General features: G+C 60.7%; 16 protein-coding genes. 5 read left to right on the forward strand and 11 right to left on the reverse strand.

Features of this window, described 5'->3' with window-relative positions:
• Nucleotide 1: 1 nt before the first annotated feature.
• The 4 genes from NF676_RS23120 to NF676_RS23135 all read left to right on the forward strand — a co-directional run bounded on the left by NF676_RS23120 (nt 2) and on the right by NF676_RS23135 (nt 4,301).
• The gene (locus NF676_RS23120) at nt 2–1,018 is read left to right on the forward strand and encodes an outer membrane protein assembly factor BamD (protein ID WP_056790462.1); all 1,017 of its coding nucleotides are present in this window, start codon (nt 2–4) and stop codon (nt 1,016–1,018) included.
• 127 nt (nt 1,019–1,145) lie between these two features.
• Nucleotides 1,146–1,379, forward strand: a complete 234-nt coding sequence (locus NF676_RS23125; protein WP_252868302.1) for a PP0621 family protein — start codon at nt 1,146–1,148, stop codon at nt 1,377–1,379.
• Nucleotides 1,369–2,958 carry a sensor histidine kinase gene (locus tag NF676_RS23130; protein WP_073475487.1) on the forward strand — a complete coding sequence of 530 codons (1,590 nt, stop codon included), beginning with the start codon at nt 1,369–1,371 and terminating at the stop codon, nt 2,956–2,958. Before NF676_RS23125 ends, NF676_RS23130 begins: the two co-directional genes overlap by 11 nt.
• Nucleotides 2,955–4,301, forward strand: coding sequence for a sigma-54-dependent transcriptional regulator (locus NF676_RS23135; RefSeq protein WP_252886817.1), 1,347 nt, complete (start codon nt 2,955–2,957; stop codon nt 4,299–4,301). The genes NF676_RS23130 and NF676_RS23135 overlap by 4 nt, the downstream gene beginning before the upstream one ends.
• Nucleotides 4,302–4,393: 92 nt before the next feature.
• Here the strand turns inward: NF676_RS23135 and thiO are convergent, their stop codons facing one another.
• From thiO to NF676_RS23170, 7 genes are read right to left on the reverse strand one after another with little or no spacing between them, the layout of a single operon-like run.
• Nucleotides 4,394–5,494: a glycine oxidase ThiO gene (gene thiO, locus NF676_RS23140; protein ID WP_252886818.1), complete on the reverse strand. Its 1,101-nt coding sequence runs from the start codon at nt 5,492–5,494 to the stop codon at nt 4,394–4,396.
• A 57-nt stretch (nt 5,495–5,551) separates the two neighbouring features.
• Nucleotides 5,552–5,953, reverse strand: coding sequence for a type IV pilin protein (locus NF676_RS23145; RefSeq protein ID WP_252868305.1), 402 nt, complete (start codon nt 5,951–5,953; stop codon nt 5,552–5,554).
• 15 nt (nt 5,954–5,968) lie between these two features.
• Nucleotides 5,969–9,058, reverse strand: a complete 3,090-nt coding sequence (locus NF676_RS23150) for a pilus assembly protein (protein ID WP_252886819.1) — start codon at nt 9,056–9,058, stop codon at nt 5,969–5,971.
• Nucleotides 9,045–9,524, reverse strand: coding sequence for a pilus assembly PilX family protein (locus tag NF676_RS23155; RefSeq protein ID WP_150742250.1), 480 nt, complete (start codon nt 9,522–9,524; stop codon nt 9,045–9,047). The genes NF676_RS23150 and NF676_RS23155 overlap by 14 nt, the downstream gene beginning before the upstream one ends.
• 10 nt (nt 9,525–9,534) lie before the next feature.
• Complete coding sequence (locus tag NF676_RS23160) at nt 9,535–10,248, reverse strand: PilW family protein (RefSeq protein WP_125925976.1); 714 nt, start codon at nt 10,246–10,248, stop codon at nt 9,535–9,537.
• Nucleotides 10,245–10,694: a type IV pilus modification protein PilV gene (gene pilV, locus NF676_RS23165; RefSeq protein WP_024014356.1), complete on the reverse strand. Its 450-nt coding sequence runs from the start codon at nt 10,692–10,694 to the stop codon at nt 10,245–10,247. Before pilV ends, NF676_RS23160 begins: the two co-directional genes overlap by 4 nt.
• The gene (locus NF676_RS23170) at nt 10,691–11,164 is read right to left on the reverse strand and encodes a GspH/FimT family pseudopilin (RefSeq protein WP_252886820.1); all 474 of its coding nucleotides are present in this window, start codon (nt 11,162–11,164) and stop codon (nt 10,691–10,693) included. Before NF676_RS23170 ends, pilV begins: the two co-directional genes overlap by 4 nt.
• Before the next feature lie 130 nt (nt 11,165–11,294).
• Between NF676_RS23170 and NF676_RS23175 the strand changes: the two genes are divergently transcribed.
• Nucleotides 11,295–11,864, forward strand: coding sequence for a GspH/FimT family pseudopilin (locus NF676_RS23175; protein WP_095181845.1), 570 nt, complete (start codon nt 11,295–11,297; stop codon nt 11,862–11,864).
• Here the strand turns inward: NF676_RS23175 and ispH are convergent.
• The 4 genes from ispH to ileS all read right to left on the reverse strand — a co-directional run bounded on the left by ispH (nt 11,821) and on the right by ileS (nt 16,753).
• Nucleotides 11,821–12,765 carry a 4-hydroxy-3-methylbut-2-enyl diphosphate reductase gene (gene ispH / locus NF676_RS23180; RefSeq protein WP_016773129.1) on the reverse strand — a complete coding sequence of 315 codons (945 nt, stop codon included), beginning with the start codon at nt 12,763–12,765 and terminating at the stop codon, nt 11,821–11,823. The genes NF676_RS23175 and ispH overlap by 44 nt on opposite strands.
• A 206-nt stretch (nt 12,766–12,971) precedes the next feature.
• Nucleotides 12,972–13,424, reverse strand: a complete 453-nt coding sequence (gene fkpB, locus NF676_RS23185; protein WP_252886821.1) for an FKBP-type peptidyl-prolyl cis-trans isomerase — start codon at nt 13,422–13,424, stop codon at nt 12,972–12,974.
• Nucleotides 13,417–13,929, reverse strand: a complete 513-nt coding sequence (gene lspA, locus NF676_RS23190) for a signal peptidase II (protein WP_150742253.1) — start codon at nt 13,927–13,929, stop codon at nt 13,417–13,419. Before lspA ends, fkpB begins: the two co-directional genes overlap by 8 nt.
• Nucleotides 13,922–16,753: an isoleucine--tRNA ligase gene (gene ileS / locus NF676_RS23195; protein WP_056790497.1), complete on the reverse strand. Its 2,832-nt coding sequence runs from the start codon at nt 16,751–16,753 to the stop codon at nt 13,922–13,924. Before ileS ends, lspA begins: the two co-directional genes overlap by 8 nt.

Here is a 16,753-nt window from a genome sequence, read left to right on the forward strand (position 1 = left end):
CATGCAAGTGAAACACCTGCTGCTGATCGCCATCCTCGCATTGACCGCTGCTTGCTCATCGAAGGAAGTCGTAGACGAAAACCTCAGCGAAGCCGAGCTGTATCAGCAGGCTCAGACTGACCTGGACAACAACAGCTACACCAGCGCCACAGCCAAGCTGAAGGCTCTGGAGTCGCGTTATCCGTTCGGTCGCTACGCCGATCAGGCTCAGCTGGAGTTGATCTACGCCAACTACAAGAACGCCGAGCCGGAAGCTGCAAAGTCTGCCGCCGAGCGTTTCATTCGTTTGCATCCGCAGCATCCGAACGTGGATTACGCGTACTACCTCAAGGGTCTGACTTCGTTCGACCAGGACGTCGGCCTGCTGGCGCGCTTCCTGCCGCTTGACATGACCAAGCGTGACCCGGGCGCCGCCCGCGACTCGTACAACGAGTTCGCGCAGCTGACCAGCCGCTACCCGAACAGCCGCTACGCGCCGGACGCCAAGCAGCGCATGATCTATCTGCGCAACCTGCTGGCCGCCTACGAAATCCACGTCGCTGACTACTACCTGACCCGTCAGGCTTATGTAGCCGCTGCCAACCGTGGCAAGTACGTCGTGGAGAACTTCCAGGAAACCCCATCGGTCGGCGACGGCCTGGCGGTGATGACTGAAGCCTACCAGCGTCTGCACCTCGACGATCTGGCGGCCACCAGCCTGGAAACCCTGAAGCTCAACTATCCGGACCACCCGAGCCTGGAGGATGGCCAGTTCGTGCCACGCGTAGCCGAAGCTGACAACCGTTCGTTCCTGAGCAAAGCGACTTTGGGCCTGATCGAATCGCGTCCACCGCTGCCGCCGGGCGAAACCCGTGCCAACCAGGACGTGCAGAAGCAGTTCCAGGACGCGAAAGATGCGATCCCGAACGAGCTCAAGCCTAAAGACGAAAACGGCGACGTGATCGAAGAGCCAGAGCCGGAATCCAGCGACACCGATCGCTCGTGGTTCAGCTACATGACCTTCGGCGTGTTCGACTGACCACACCGGCTGTACGAAAAAAGGGAGATCTGCGGATCTCCCTTTTTTATTGCCGCGCTTTAATAGGCTGTGCGCTGATCGGGTCCTTGGCTAAACTGCCGGATCATCAGTCGAAAAGCCGCTCATCATGCTTCGTTTATTGTTCTGGATTGCCCTGATCTTCGCCGCCATCTGGCTCTGGCGCAAATTCAAGGCCCCCGCCTCGTCCACCCGATCGTCGCGCGAACAGGACGCGCCGCCGATGGTGCGTTGTGCCCACTGCGGCGTGCACCTGCCGCGCGACCGCGCGCTGGGCAACCAGCAACTGTGGTATTGCAGCCAGGCTCATCTCGAGCAAGGCCCGGGCGCCAGTGGTCGCTGAGGCCGTCAACGCCGACCAGAAACAGGCGCAGCGTCTGCTGCGCCTTTATCACCTGTACCGTTTAAGTGTCGGCATCACTCTGGTGTTGCTGATCTCCAGCAACATGGACAACCGCCTGCTGACGTCGGCCAACGACGATCTGCTGCGCGGCGGCAGCTGGCTGTACCTGATCATCAATATGCTGCTGGTGGTGTTCCTCGAAAACACCCGGCGCCCGGCGCAGTTGTTCACCCTGGCGCTTGTCGATGTGCTGCTGTTGTGCGGCCTGTTCTACGCGGCCGGCGGCGTGGCCAGTGCGCTGGGCAATCTGCTGGTGGTCTCGGTGGCGATCAGCAACACCCTGCTGCGCCGACGCATCGGCCTGCTGATTGCCGCCATCGCGGCGATCGGCATTGTCGGCCTGAGTTTTCTGCTGGGGCTCAGCCGCCCCTTGAGCGCCAACGCGTACCTGCAAGCCGGCACCCTCGGCGCGCTGTGCTTCGCCGCCTCACTGCTGGTGCAAGGGCTGATCCGCCGCCTCGAAGTCAGCGAGACCCTGGCCGAACAGCGCGCCAGCGAAGTGGTCAGCCTGGAGGCGCTGAACGCGTTGATCCTGCAACGCATGCGCACGGGGATTCTGGTGCTCGACGAGCACCGCCGGGTACAACTGGCCAATCACAGTGCGCAGAGTCTGCTCGGCCATAGTCACCTGCAAGGTCATTTGATCGACGAATATTCGCCAGCACTCGTCGAGCGCCTGCAACTGTGGCGCAACAACCCGACCTTGCGCCCGCAGAGTCTGAAAATCCCCGGCAATGGCCTTGAGCTGCAACCCAGCTTCATCGCTCTCGAGCAGAGTCCGAACCAGCAGACGCTGGTGTTTCTCGAAGACCTGGCGCAAATCACCCAACAAGCCCAGCAACTCAAGCTCGCTGCGCTCGGGCGTTTGACCGCCGGCATCTCCCATGAAATTCGCAATCCACTGGGCGCGATCAGTCATGCCGCGCAGCTGTTGGCCGAGTCCGAGGAACTCGATAGCGCAGATCGACGTCTGACGCAGATTATTCAAGACCACTCCCAGCGCATGAACCGAGTCATCGAAAACGTCCTGCAACTGTCCCGCCGCCAGCAAAGCGCGCCGCAACGGCTGGACCTCAAGCCGTGGCTGGAAGATTTCGTCGGCGAGACCCGCGAGCAGGCCAATGAGCGCCAGCACATTCATCTGCGAATCAATTCCGGCGATTTCACCACGCTGATGGACCCCAACCAGCTGCGGCAGATTCTCGACAATCTGATCCGCAACGCCTGGCGTCACAGTGCCCAACTGCACGAGCAGGCCGAAGTATGGCTGGCACTGTTCGTCGACCCCGACAGCCAATTGGCAGTGCTCGAAGTGCAGGACAACGGCCCCGGCGTGTCGGCCGATGAACAGGCGCACCTGTTTGAGCCATTCTTCACTACGAGCAGCCAGGGCACCGGTCTTGGCCTTTATCTGTCCCGTGAGCTGTGCGAAAGCAACCAGGCACGCCTAGACTTCAAATCACGCCAAGGCGGCGGCTGCTTTTGCATCACTTTTGCTCACGGACGGAAACAAAGTTGAATACAAGCCCACGGCAAAAAATTCTAATCGTCGACGACGAACCGGATATCCGCGAGCTCCTGGAAATCACCCTGGGACGGATGAAACTCGAGACCTTCAGCGCACGCAATCTGGGCGAGGCTCAGGCGCTGTTGCAGCGCGAGCACTTTGACCTGTGCCTGACCGACATGCGCCTGCCCGACGGCACCGGGCTGGAGCTGGTGCAACACATTCAGCAACGCGATCCACACCTGCCGGTGGCGATGATCACTGCGTACGGAAGCCTGGAAACGGCCATCAATGCATTGAAGGCCGGGGCGTTCGATTTCCTCACCAAACCGGTGGAGCTGCCGCGATTGCGCGAACTGGTCAGCTCGGCACTGCGCCTGCCGACAGCGGGCGGCCTGAGCACGGCAATCGAGCGACGCTTGCTGGGCGATTCGCAGCCGATGGCCAATCTGCGCAAGCAGATCGACAAGCTCGCGCGCAGCCAGGCGCCGGTATACATCAGCGGCGAATCCGGCAGCGGCAAAGAACTGGTCGCGCGTCTGATTCACGAACAAGGCCCGCGCGCCAGCCAGCCGTTTGTGCCGGTGAACTGCGGGGCAATTCCGTCGGAACTGATGGAAAGCGAATTTTTCGGCCACCGCAAAGGCAGCTTCACCGGTGCCGTCGAAGACAAGCCGGGGCTATTCCAGGCGGCCCATGGCGGCACTCTGTTTCTCGATGAAGTCGCCGACCTGCCACTGTCGATGCAAGTGAAGCTGCTGCGGGCGATTCAGGAAAAAGCCGTACGCAGCGTCGGCGGCCAGCAGGAAACAGTGGTCGACGTACGCATCCTTTGCGCCACGCACAAAGACCTTGAAGCCGAAGTTTCGGCCGAACGCTTCCGCCAGGATCTGTATTACCGGCTCAACGTCATCGAACTGCGCGTGCCTTCCCTGCGCGAACGCCGCGACGACATCGAGGCGCTTGCCATGCACGTACTCAAGCGCTTGGCCAAAGACACCGGACAACCCGAAGCGCGCCTGCACCCGCAAGCGCTGGAGGCGCTGAAGAACTATCGCTTTCCCGGCAACGTGCGCGAACTGGAGAATGTTCTCGAACGCGCGCACACCCTGTGTGAAAACCGCACGATCGAAGCGCAGGATCTGCGTTTGAGCGAAGGCAATTGCACGGCGGATGGGGCGATGGCCGATCTGACACAGATCGACAATCTCGAGGATTATCTGGAGAGCGTCGAGAGGAAACTGATTCTGCAGGCGCTGGAGGAAACCCGCTGGAACCGCACGGCAGCGGCGCAGCGGTTGAGTCTGTCGTTCAGGTCGATGCGCTATCGGCTGAAGAAATTGGGACTGGATTGAAGGCCCCTTCGCGAGCAGGCTCGCTCCCACATTTGGAATGAGTATTCCTGTGGGAGCGAGCCTGCTCGCGAAGGCGGTCTACCAGCCTCTGACTAAATCCGGCCCTCAGGCGCATACGGCGCCGGATCAATAATCGGCGCCCGCCCCAGCATCACGTCAGCAAACAACTGACACGACGCCGGCGCCAACACCAGCCCGTTGCGGTAATGCCCGCAGTTCAGCCACAACCCCTCGAACCCCGGCACCCGGCCAATAAAGGGAACCCCTTCCGGCGACCCCGGCCGCAGCCCGGCCCAGTGCCCGACCACCTCGGCATCCGCCAACGCCGGCAGCAATTCGATCGCCGAGGCCTTGAGGCTTTGCAGCGCTACATCGGTCGGGGTCTTGTCGTAACCTTCGTGCTCCAGCGTGCTGCCGATCAGAATGTGACCGTCGCGACGCGGGATCGCATAACGTCCCTTGGCCAGCACCATGCTCGGCAGGAAATCAGCCGCGCACTTGTAGAGAATCATCTGGCCTTTGACCGGTTCGACCGGCAGCGTCAGGTTCAGCGTCTTGAGCAGATCGCCGCTCCACGCCCCCGCCGTCAGCACAAACTCGTCGCCGCTCATCACCCCAGTGGAGGTTTGCACGCCAACCACGCGCTCGCCCTCGCGGACGAAACCACTGACTTCGCATTGCTCGTGAATCGTCACGTTCGGCAGCGCCAGCAGCGCGGCTTTCAGCGATTTGACCAGCCGTGGATTGCGCACGTTGGCGACATCGGCCATGTAGATCGCTCGGCTGAAACCGCTGCCGAGCACCGGCACCGCGTCATGTGCCGCCGAGATATCCACTGCCCGCAGCGGCCGATTTTCCCGCGCGGCCCAGGCCAGGGCTGCGGCTTCATCGTCCAGATCCAGCCAATACAGACCAGTGGTGTGCACTTCAGGATCAACCCCAGTGTCAGCAAACAAGCGCTCGCCGAGCTGTGGATAAAAATCCTGCGACCAATGCGCCAGCGCGGTGACTGCCGGACTGTAGCGCCACGGGTATAACGGCGAGACGATGCCGCCGCCAGCCCAGGACGATTCCTGGCCGACATTCGAGCGATCCAGCAGCACCACGCTGCGCACTTCGGAGGCGAGATTGTAGGCAGTGAGCAGGCCAATCACCCCGCCGCCGACAATCACCACTTGCTGTTGCCTGGTCATGTTTGATCCAACCGTAAAAAAGACAGTGGGCGCAAAAGGCGCCCGAAAAAGAATGCGTCAGCGGCCCCAGCAATCCTTGGCGGTCACTCCGGTGGTCGCGTTGTTCATGCTTCGCACGCCGGTGTTGGTCAGGGTGAAATCCCCGCATTTGTCGGTGGCCATGGCCGAGCCGGTTTTACGAATCGCGGTGAGCACAAAGGTCTGGTCGGTCAGCGTCGGGGTGATGGTATAGAAATCATTGCCCGTGCTCAGTCCGGTGACGCCGGTGTAGACATTGTTGCGGGTGTAGAAGCGTTCGAGGGTCTGCGCCTGCTCCGAGAGCAGCGAGACCACTTCGGCGCGACGGCCCTTCTTCACGTATTCGTTGTAGCTGGGAATGCTGATGGTGAGGATGATCCCGATAATCGCGATGACGATCATGATCTCGATCAGGGTAAAACCTCGGCTGGATCTGCGCATGCCTCAAATTCTCGCTTACTGGATTTGTCGCCACATGATACGACGGCTGCCGCCGCCACCTTTTTCCACAATGACCGTGACCGCGCCGCTGGTGTCAGTCGTGCCCTTGCGCTCGCCGTTAGCCGAGATGAAGTTCAGGGTCGGAATGCCGCCGGTAAAAATCACGCCACTGGATATCGTATCGTTGCTGTCGACCAAACGGTCACCGGTGGTGTCGATCACGGCGTAGTTGAGCATCTTACCGTTGAACGCATCGAGTTCGACCAGTCGGCCCGTACCAAAACTCGAACAAGGGTCGGTGGTATCGACGCTGGCAGTGGTGAAAACAACTCGTCCCAACACAATACTGGCCTGATTGATCACGCGCTCGCCGGTCAGCACGTTGTTGTACACCAGCGGCAGATACCACCCTTTCTCTGCCGGATACGTCGTTTCATTCTGGCTGGTGGTCAGAAACTGCCCGGAACTGCCGGAGAACGAGCCGGTAATCGCCTGTGCCTGCAAGCTGCTAACGGTGATTTGCCCTGAGCCTCCTTCCGCATCCCAGATCGAATAGAACGCCTGCAGATCCTTGTTGGTCTTGTCGGCAGTCTCGTTGAACTTGCCGGTGCCAAAGAACACTTGCTTGCCGCCCTGCGGATTATCCGCCAGCAGCGGTTGCGCAGTGATCGGCTGCGTTGCCCCACCCGGGGCTGTAAACAAAGGCTTGCCGGCAAACGCCACGCCCCAGTTTTCTGCCCCGGGTGCGCTCAAGTCGAATTTCCACATACGCCCCTTCAGGTCACCAGCGTAGGCAGCCTGCACCACGTTCGAAGAATTGACCCTGAGTTTTACCGAAGACAGACCGTTGCTGGTTTCCGTGCTGTCGATGACGATTTTCCTGATCAGCGAACCATCCAGCGCATCAAGCACATACAACGCTGCAACCCCCGAATTGCTGCCGTAACCATTGGCGATGAATGTCGCCCAGCGACCATTGGCCAAGCGTGCGACTTCCGGACGGGCGTAGGCGTAACCCAGATCATTGAAAGCATTCGCCGTGTTGGCCGTAGCCGGCGCACTGACTTCCCACAGTGCCTTGATCACGTTGCCTGCCGAGGCATCGAACAGTTGCAGTCCGTAGAAGGTTTTACCACCGGCCCCCGTTCCGCCAATGGCCAGCGTTCTCCAGGTGGTGCCGGCCTGCGCATCGAACACGCCGACCTGACCGTCCACGAGAAACTTGTGGCTGACGCCGTTGACGTAATTGGTATCCGCAATCAGCCGCAACGAAGGCAGCACGCTGGAGGGCATGTAGGCATAACGGCGGGTGCCGTTCGTCGAATTGATCACATTGACGAAACCGTCGTTGGCGTTCACTACCAGACTGGTGTTCATGTTCGCAGCCTTGGTCGTCAGGTAGTTGGTGTAACTGCTGTCACCCGTCAGATCGGATGCGGTCTTGTCTGAAGGCGACGCGAGCACCAGCGGCGAATTGATGATGTCGCCCAGCAGCGCAGTGCGCACTTTGAGCCCGGCCTTGTTGGTCCCCTTGCTCCACTCCACCAGATCATTGCCGTTGATTCCGGCGGGCAACCCCTGATTCAGCGTAGTCTGCTGCGCCGGGGAAAAGTTGAGGAGTGCCAAGGCAATGGGCGTGTTGCTCAAGGTGTTCCATGACTGGAAATTCGGCGCTGTGGCAGAGGGCACGATGGTGGTGTCGGTCGACCATTGCGCCGCCGAGGTATTTACCGTGCCGGTCGAGGTAAAGCCGAACGACCTGATCGTGCCGCGCCAATCCTTGGGATCGTAAGTGGTCTGGTAAAAACTGCTGCCACTGCTCAAGGTGCTGCTGCTGGCGACGCCGGCACCACCGGAGCCGGCCTTGGAAGTGATATCGCTCAATGCCGACGATAACGCCGCATTGAGCCCGGAGCTGTCGGTCGCCTGGTAGTACCTGCCCTGCCCGTAACTGGCGGCGTCGGACAACATGTCGTTATCCGCCGCGAAACCCACGGTGTAGGTGTTCATGTTCTGCCGGGGAAAATCCACCGCGTTCCAGCTCTTGCCTGCTGCGTCAGTACCGGTCGAACGCATGTCGATGTCGAAGGCGAATTTGGCGATGTCATCCAGATAAAGCGTGTCGCCTTCACCGTCACCGTTGAGGTTGTCGCCATCGTTATTCACGCCATCCCAGTTCGGTAGCCGGCTGCCTCCCAGCGGATCGTTGGTCGGGAAGGTACGGTCATAGGTTGGCAAGCCATCGGTAATCACCACGCCGTAGTTTTTCTGGCAGCGGTATTGAATCGGACTGGTATAGCTCGCCGGTGTGCCGTTGTAGTAAGGCGCCAAGCCACGCATGTAGCGCGTGACTTCGTAGTAGCTCTCGGCCAACGGAGTGTTGGCCACGGCGTTCAAGCCGTTGATCGATGAAATCAGCGCGTTGTAGTTGGTGTCTGCCTGGGCCTGGGTGACGCTGCCCGCGACGGGTGACAAATCGGTGATCGAGCGAGCGATGAAACCGCCGTTGCCCGGGTTGCTGCTGGTCGCCGGATTGAATGTCGACAGGCCCATGCGCAAGGTGCGGTTGCTGCTCACCAGTGCGGTGGAAACGTTGCGCGCCACGTTCATCCGGTAATCGTTGGGAATCGCCCCCGTGGTGAAGTCGCGGGTGCCGTTGCTGTTGGCGAGGCTGACTATGTAGGAAATGTAATCGGCGGAATACCGAGTGTTCTCGTTGCCTACCGGGTCTGGGAGCTTGAGGCACAACGGCGCCACGCTGTTGTTGTAGAACGCATAGGCGCCTCCCGAGCAACCGGAAGTCGGCAGGCTCGATAGAAACACCGTGTCGCCGGTAATCTGCGGCGCATTGAGTGCAGAGCACAATCCGAGGAAGGCATTGCACTGCCGGGCGGGAGTGCGGTTGACGTTCGGGTCGAATCCGGCGGCGTAGATGATGCTGTTCATACTCCCCGAGTCATCGATCAGCAGCATCACGTTTGGCGCCACCGCAGCCGCGCTCAGCAATGGCGAATCGGAAGGCGTGAAAGCCCAGGCCGGTGCCGCCAGGTAGCAACTCAGCAGCATGCCGATCAGCAGCGACAGGCCGCGCTCAATACTTCGCATAGACACTCTCCACCACGCTACGCGAATTGCCGGCGATGCCGACCGCAGTGACTCGATACAACGTCGCCGAAGTGTTACTCGGCACGTTCACCGCCGTCAGGGTCGTGCCGATGTTCTGCACGCCATAAAAGCCATTACCGGCGGCGATCCAGGTCACCCCGGAGGTCGAATTGAAGCCGGCCGAGCTGACCACTGACGACTCCGTCGGCGGCAGACATTGGGTCGTGCCGCTGCACACCGCCAACGAGTAACTGTCCAGCTGCACCGCACTTTCGCCGATACGCAACGCCGCTTCCGCAGCCTGAAACGATTGATTGCGCAGGCTTACGCTGCCGGCCATTTTCTCTTGCAGGTTGGCGCTCTGCATCGAGGACAAACCGATCAATGTGAGCAACAGCAGAAACACCAGGCTCACCAACAGGACCATGCCGCGCTGGGCCTGACGTTGTTGCAAGGAAATCCTCATCGCCGCCCCCTCATGGCAAGCGGTTGCGCAATGCCGCAACCACGTTGAAGGTTTGATTGCGCACCCGATTGTTCGGGTCGGTGAGGGTCAGGCTCAGGCGCACGCTGCGGATGCGCGCCGGATCGCCGGGGTTGCTGCTGTACGTTGAAGCTGCGACGTCGGTCGCGGAGCTGGCCAGACCGAATGTGACGTTGAAGGCGCTGACGTTGTTCACCAGCACTTGCTGCGCCGGATTGCCGCTGCCGGTGCCCATGAGGATCTGGTTATTGCTGAAGCTGTAGATCAGGCGCCGGATCGGGAACGCGATCTGCCCCGTGGTCGGGCTGCGCAATCCGCTGTAGGCGACCGCGCTGTTACGACAATCGGAAATCACTGTCCAGGTCGGCGTTCCCCCGCCGCTGCCAACATCGGCGGTGACCATGGTCAGCTTGAGACTGGCGTTATCCCAGTTGATCGGGATGAGTTGCGCGGTGTTGAAATCCCCTGCAGAACTGGAGTCGACGATGGTGCCGAGGCAGCCGAACATGCCGACCATACGAATTTCCTGAATCATTTTGCTGAGAACGAAGCGCGCATCTTCCTGCATCGCTGCGGCGCTGTTCTGACTGACGTAAGTGTTTTTTGCGGCGATGAAAATCTGTACCACGCCGAGCACGACGATCAGCCCCAAAGCCAGGGCAATCAGCAACTCGATCAGGCCGAAACCACGACTGGTGTGCTTCATGGCGTGGCCACCGGATCGACCGCCGCCCGGCTGGTCAGGACGAAACTGCGCTGGGCACTGGCAGAGTTGGCCGCGCGCGCATCGCTCCAGGTAATGGTGATGGTGTAGACCCGCTGATTGAGGGTGATGCTGCCCGTCGCGGTCGGGCCGCCGAAGTTGGCGATATTGGTGGTGAAGTCGTAGAGGTCCTGGTCCCGCGCATTACTGAGATTGCCCGAGGTCGGCGGCGTAACGGTGTAGTTGGCGCCGGAATTGGCGCGGATGCGATCCATCATGTCATAGGCGATGAAACTGGCCTGACTGGTCATCCGCGAACTGTCGGTGTACTTCAGCGCATTGAGCTGCACCGCCGCTGCGCCCAACAGCCCGACGGTCAGAATCAGCAACGCGACCAGCACTTCGATCAGCGTCATGCCCTCCTGTGCGTTTTTGCTCCCTGCCCTCATCCGCAATTTCCACCCAGTTGAATGCGTCCGTTCAAACACACGTTCAGCGTCCTGCTTTGCGTGCCCTGCGTGTAACCGATGACCACCGCCGTCGACGGTGCCGCCAGACCACCAAGATTGTTGAAATCCAGTGCGGTCACTCCTGAGGGTAGCGTCAGAGTCGCGCCACTGCTCATTGCTGGAACAACCCGCAACACATTGGCCGGATTGCCAGTACTGTCGTAGACCGCCAGTTCACCGGTCCAGACACTGCCGCCAGCGGTCGGACGCAGACGCGTGGTCACGCCGCGATTGATTGCCTCGAGGCGAGCGAAATTGATTGCCCGCTGCAAGTCGCCGACTTCGGTATCCGCCTTGCTGCTCTGGATCGTACGGGTAAAGGCCGGCACCGCCAGCGTGATCAGTATCAGGAACACCGCAATGGCGACCAGCAACTCGACCAGCGTGAAACCTTTTGTACGAAGATCCATCGGTGCCCTCCGTTGCCGTCGGCTATACCTGCTTTTACACGCTAGAACATTCGCTCGGCACGCGCCGACTGATTTGCCCTGCGCGGCGCACGGATTGCGCTGCTCATACCATTCCACGGAGGGATTTTTCATGCCGCAACACGGTTTCAGCCTGATTGAACTGCTTATGGGACTGGCGATTGGCGCAATTGTTCTGCTGCTGGTCAGCCCGGCGTTCGCTGCGCTCAAACAGGCGACTCAGCGCGACCACGCAGCGCAGTCGCTGCTCGAGGGCATCCGCCACGCTCGCACCCTGGCTATGACCCACAATCAAAGTGTGGTGATCCATGGCATTGACGGCGACTGGAGTCAGGGTTGGCGAATCATTCTGGATCTTAGCGGCAAGGGGCCGGAGGACAGCAGCAATCCGCTGCTGGTTGAACGCGCCAGTGAGGCGAAGGTGGCGATTGTCGGCAACTGGTGGGTGAGCCGCTACGTGCGGTTCAGTCATCTGGGACAGCCGCTGATGCCGGGACGGCGATTTCAGGCGGGGACAATACACGTCTGCTCGCCGCGCGAGCCGGTCAGCCAGCGGCAGATCGTGCTGGCGGCGACCGGTCGCGTGCGCCTGGGCAGTCAGGAGACCGAACAGGCGCTGTGCGACAAAGGCAGAAGCGTCAGATCGAACGGACGCGCAGCTCTTTCGGCATCGAGAACGTGATGTTCTCCTCACGGCCAGCCAGCTCGTCGGCACCAGTCGCGCCCCAGGCCTGCAATTGCTGGATCACGCCCCGGACCAGCACTTCCGGTGCGGAGGCGCCAGCGGTAATACCGATGCGCTCGACGCCGTCGAACCAGCTCTGTTGCAGGTCCTCGGCACCGTCGATCAGGTAGGCCGGAGTCGCCATACGCTCAGCCAGTTCACGCAGACGGTTGGAGTTGGAGCTGTTCGGGCTGCCGACCACCAATACCACGTCGCACTCGTCGGCCAGTTGCTTGACGGCGTCCTGGCGGTTTTGTGTGGCGTAGCAGATGTCGTCCTTGCGCGGACCACCGATGGCCGGGAAGCGCGTGCGCAGGGCATCAATCACGCGACTGGTATCGTCCATCGACAAGGTTGTCTGGGTGACGAAGGCGAGTCTTTCCGGATCGCGCACCTGCAATGCGGCCACGTCCTTTTCGTCTTCAACGAGGTAGATCGCGCCGCCATTGCTGGCATCGTACTGGCCCATGGTGCCTTCGACTTCCGGGTGACCGGCGTGGCCGATCAGGATGCACTCGCGACCGTCGCGGCTGTATTTGGCGACTTCGATGTGCACCTTGGTCACCAGCGGGCAGGTTGCATCGAAGACTTTCAGGCCACGACCTGCAGCTTCGTTGCGTACGGCTTGGGAAACACCGTGGGCGCTGAAGATGACGATCACGTCATCGGGCACCTGATCGAGCTCTTCGACGAAAATCGCGCCACGGCTGCGCAGGTCTTCGACGACGAACTTGTTGTGCACCACTTCATGACGCACATAGATCGGCGGCCCGAAGACTTCCAGGGCGCGGTTGACGATTTCGATCGCCCGGTCCACACCGGCGCAGAAGCCACGGGGGTTGGCGAGTTTGATTTGCATGCTGTGCCTCGTGTCTTGCGCGCGAAAACAATGGAAAACAGACTGTGGATACCTGCTTGTTGTGGCGAGGGGATTCATCCCCGCTCGGCTGCGTAGCAGTCGTAGACTATCAACGGACTTATCTCAGAATCCGTTGACTGGTCTGGGGGCGCTTCGCACCCCAGCGGGGATGAATCCCCTCGCCACAGAAGCTCACTCCTGCATTTTTAGATCGCTTTGACGGAAATGATTTCCACGTCAAAGGTCAGCGTCTTGCCCGCCAGCGGGTGGTTGAAGTCGACGGTCACTTGCGTGTCGTCGAATTCCTTCACCACACCTGGCAATTCAGTATTGGCCGCATCGTTGAAGATCACCAGCAGACCCGGTGACAACTCCATGTCGTTGAACTGCGAACGCGGGATGGTCTGCACGTTCTGCGGGTTCGGCTGACCGAAAGCGTTTTCCGGCTCGACGGTCAGGGTGCGCTTGTCGCCGGCCTTGAAGCCGAACAGTGCGGCTTCGAAGCCCGGCAGCAGGTTGCCATCGCCGACCTTGAACGTCGCCGGGGCCTTGTCGAAGGTACTGTCGACGGTGTCACCGTTTTCCAGGCACAAGGCAAAGTGCAGGGTGACTTCGGTGTTCTGGCCGATGCGTTGCTCAGTCGATAGCGGTTCAGTCATGAGCGGCCTCTTCGGTTTTCTTCGATTTGAACATGTCCAGTGCCAGCATGATCGCGCCTACGGTGATCGCGCTGTCGGCAATGTTGAACGCCGGGAAATACCAGCGGTTCTGCCAGTGCACCAGAATGAAGTCGATCACATGGCCCAAGGCGATGCGGTCATACAGGTTGCCCAGCGCACCACCCAGCACCAGTGCCAGGGCGACGGCCAGCCAGGTGTCGTTGCGCCCCAAACGCTTGAGCCAGACCACCAGCACGGCACTGACGGCAATGGCGATCAGCGCAAACAGCCAGCGCTGCCAGCCGGAGCTGTCGGCGAGGAAGCTGAACGCAGCGCCGGTGTTGTAGGCCAGCGTCCAGCTGAACAGATCGGGAATGATCACGATCTGCTGGAACATTTCGAGCCTGGCTTCGAAGTAGAACTTGCTGGCCTGGTCAATGACCAGGACCAGCAGGCTCAACCACAGCCAGCTCAGCCGTCCGAAACGGCCAATGGCATCAGGCATAGTGACGAACCTCGCCAGCACCGCTGATGTTGTCGACGCAACGACCGCAGATTTCCGGATGCTCCGGGTTCACGCCGACGTCTTCGCGGCAATGCCAGCACCGCGCGCATTTCGGAAACGCCGATTTGACGATCTTCAGTTTCAGACCGCTGACTTCGGTGGCCACTGCATCGGCCGGAGCCTGAACGAATGGCGCGACGCTGGCAGTCGAGGTGATCAGGACAAAGCGCAGCTCGTTGCTCAGCTTGGCCAGATCGGCGCTCAGCGCCTCTTCGGCAAACAGCGTCACTTCGGCCTGCAGGTTGCCACCGACGGCTTTCGCCGCACGCTGGATTTCCATCTCTTTGTTGACCGCGACTTTCACTTCCATGATGCGATCCCAGTAGGCGCGACCCAGCTCGAAGCCTTCCGGCAGCTCGGTCAGGCCTTCGTACCAGGTGTTGAGCATGACCGACTCGTTACGCTCGCCCGGCAGGTATTGCCACAGCTCGTCGGCAGTGAAGGCGAGGATCGGCGCGATCCAGCGCACCAGCGCTTCAGAGATGTGGAACAGCGCGGTCTGGCACGAGCGACGGGCCTTGCTGTCGGCACCGGTGGTGTACTGGCGGTCCTTGATGATGTCGAGGTAGAAACCACCCAGCTCCTGCACGCAGAAGTTGTGGATCTTCGAGTACACGTTCCAGAAACGGTATTCGCCGTAGTGCTCTTGCAACTCGCGTTGCAGCAACAGCGTACGATCCACCGCCCAGCGATCCAGCGCCAGCATGTCTTCGGCCGGCAGCAGGTCGGTGGCCGGGTTGAAACCGGTCAGGTTGGAAAGCAGGAAGCGCGCGGTGTTACGGATACGACGGTAGGCATCGGCGCTGCGGGTCAGGATCTGATCCGACACAGCGATTTCGCCAGAGTAGTCGGTCGACGCGACCCAAAGACGCATGATGTCGGCGCCCAGCGTATCGTTGATCTTCTTCGGCTCAATCACGTTTTTCAGCGACTTGGACATCTTGCGGCCAGACTCGTCGACGGTGAAGCCGTGCGTCAGCAGTTCGCGGTACGGTGCGTGGTTGTCGATGGCGCAACCGGTCAGCAACGACGAGTGGAACCAGCCACGGTGCTGGTCGGAACCTTCCAGGTAGAGGTCGGCACGCGGGCCGCTCTCGTGGCCCATCGGGTGCGAACCGCGCAGAACGTGCCAGTGCGTGGTGCCCGAGTCGAACCAGACGTCGAGGGTGTCGCTGATCTTGTCGTATTGCGGCGCTTCATCGCCCAGCAGTTCGGCGGCGTCGAGTTTGAACCAGGCTTCGATGCCTTCGACTTCAACGCGTTTGGCGACTTCTTCCATCAGCTCGACGGTACGCGGGTGCAGCTCGCCGCTTTCCTTGTTGAGGAAGAACGGGATCGGCACGCCCCAGTTGCGCTGACGCGAGATGCACCAGTCCGGACGGTTGGCGATCATCGAATGCAGACGCGCCTGGCCCCAGGCCGGAACGAACTTGGTGTCTTCGATGGCTTTGAGCGAGCGCACGCGCAGGGTGTCGCCGCTGGTTGGCTCCTTGTCCATGCCGATGAACCACTGCGCAGTAGCGCGGTAGATCAGCGGGGTCTTGTGGCGCCAGCAGTGCATGTAGCTGTGTTCGATGACGGTGGTGTGCATCAGCGCACCGACTTCGGTCAGTTTTTCGACGATAGCCGGGTTGGCCTTCCAGATGAACTGGCCACCGAAGAATTCCAGCGACGGCACGTACACGCCGTTGCTCTGTACCGGGTTGAGGATGTCGTCGTTGACCATGCCGTATTTCTTGCAGGTCACGAAGTCGTCCACGCCGTAGGCCGGGGCGGAGTGAACCACGCCGGTGCCAGCGCCCAGTTCAACGTAGTCAGCCAGGTACACCGGCGACAGACGATCGTAGAACGGGTGACGGAAGTTGATCAGCTCCAGCTCTTTACCGGTGGTGGTGGCGATGACCGAACCCTCCACGCCATAGCGCGCCAGGCAGGCTTCGACCAGCTCTTCAGCCAGCACCAGCAGCTTGTCGCCGATATCGACCAGGGCGTAGTTGAATTCCGGGTGCACGTTCAGCGCCTGGTTGGCCGGGATGGTCCACGGGGTGGTGGTCCAGATCACGATCGCAGCAGGTTTGCTCAGCGACGCGAGACCGAAGGCCGCAGCCAGTTTGGCTTCGTCGGCGATCGGGAACGCAACGTCGATGGTCGAGGACTTCTTGTTCTCGTACTCGACTTCCGCTTCAGCCAGAGCCGAACCGCAATCGAAACACCAGTTCACTGGCTTGAGGCCCTTGAAGACAAAACCACCCTTGACGATTTCGGCGAGGGCGCGGATTTCACCGGCCTCGTTCTTGAAATCCATGGTCTTGTACGGGTTGGCGAAGTCGCCCAGCACGCCGAGACGGATGAACTCGGACTTCTGCCCTTCGATCTGCTCGGTGGCGTAGGCACGGCACAGCTCGCGGGTCTTATCCGCGCCGAGGTTCTTGCCGTGGGTCACTTCCACCTTGTGCTCGATCGGCAGGCCGTGGCAATCCCAGCCAGGGACATACGGCGCATCGAAACCCGACAGGGTTTTCGAGCGGATGATCATGTCCTTGAGAATCTTGTTCAGTGCGTGACCGATGTGGATCGTGCCGTTGGCGTACGGAGGGCCGTCGTGCAGGACGAACTTCGGACGATCCTTGCCAATCTCGCGCAACTTTCCGTACAGGCCAATACTGTCCCAGCGCTGCAGGATCTGCGGTTCGCGCTGTGGCAGGCCGGCCTTCATTGGGAAGGCGGTGTCCGGAAGGTTTAGCGTGGCTTTATAGTCGGTCAT

Source organism: Pseudomonas siliginis (assembly GCF_024072275.1).
Taxonomy (GTDB): domain Bacteria; phylum Pseudomonadota; class Gammaproteobacteria; order Pseudomonadales; family Pseudomonadaceae; genus Aquipseudomonas; species Aquipseudomonas siliginis.

Excerpts from the sequence above, each read along its gene's own strand:
- fkpB (WP_252886821.1), bottom strand. The coding sequence starts at position 13,424 with ATGACTGAACCGCTATCGACTGAGCAACGCATCGGCCAGAACACCGAA.
- NF676_RS23160 (WP_125925976.1), bottom strand. The coding sequence starts at position 10,248 with ATGAAGCACACCAGTCGTGGTTTCGGCCTGATCGAGTTGCTGATTGCC.
- NF676_RS23175 (WP_095181845.1), top strand. The coding sequence starts at position 11,295 with ATGCCGCAACACGGTTTCAGCCTGATTGAACTGCTTATGGGACTGGCG.
- ileS (WP_056790497.1), bottom strand. The coding sequence starts at position 16,753 with ATGACCGACTATAAAGCCACGCTAAACCTTCCGGACACCGCCTTCCCA.
- thiO (WP_252886818.1), bottom strand. The coding sequence starts at position 5,494 with ATGACCAGGCAACAGCAAGTGGTGATTGTCGGCGGCGGGGTGATTGGC.
- NF676_RS23145 (WP_252868305.1), bottom strand. The coding sequence starts at position 5,953 with ATGCGCAGATCCAGCCGAGGTTTTACCCTGATCGAGATCATGATCGTC.
- lspA (WP_150742253.1), bottom strand. The coding sequence starts at position 13,929 with ATGCCTGATGCCATTGGCCGTTTCGGACGGCTGAGCTGGCTGTGGTTG.
- pilV (WP_024014356.1), bottom strand. The coding sequence starts at position 10,694 with ATGAGGGCAGGGAGCAAAAACGCACAGGAGGGCATGACGCTGATCGAA.
- NF676_RS23155 (WP_150742250.1), bottom strand. The coding sequence starts at position 9,524 with ATGAGGATTTCCTTGCAACAACGTCAGGCCCAGCGCGGCATGGTCCTG.
- NF676_RS23120 (WP_056790462.1), top strand. The coding sequence starts at position 2 with ATGCAAGTGAAACACCTGCTGCTGATCGCCATCCTCGCATTGACCGCT.
- NF676_RS23170 (WP_252886820.1), bottom strand. The coding sequence starts at position 11,164 with ATGGATCTTCGTACAAAAGGTTTCACGCTGGTCGAGTTGCTGGTCGCC.
- NF676_RS23150 (WP_252886819.1), bottom strand. The coding sequence starts at position 9,058 with ATGCGAAGTATTGAGCGCGGCCTGTCGCTGCTGATCGGCATGCTGCTG.
- ispH (WP_016773129.1), bottom strand. The coding sequence starts at position 12,765 with ATGCAAATCAAACTCGCCAACCCCCGTGGCTTCTGCGCCGGTGTGGAC.
- NF676_RS23125 (WP_252868302.1), top strand. The coding sequence starts at position 1,146 with ATGCTTCGTTTATTGTTCTGGATTGCCCTGATCTTCGCCGCCATCTGG.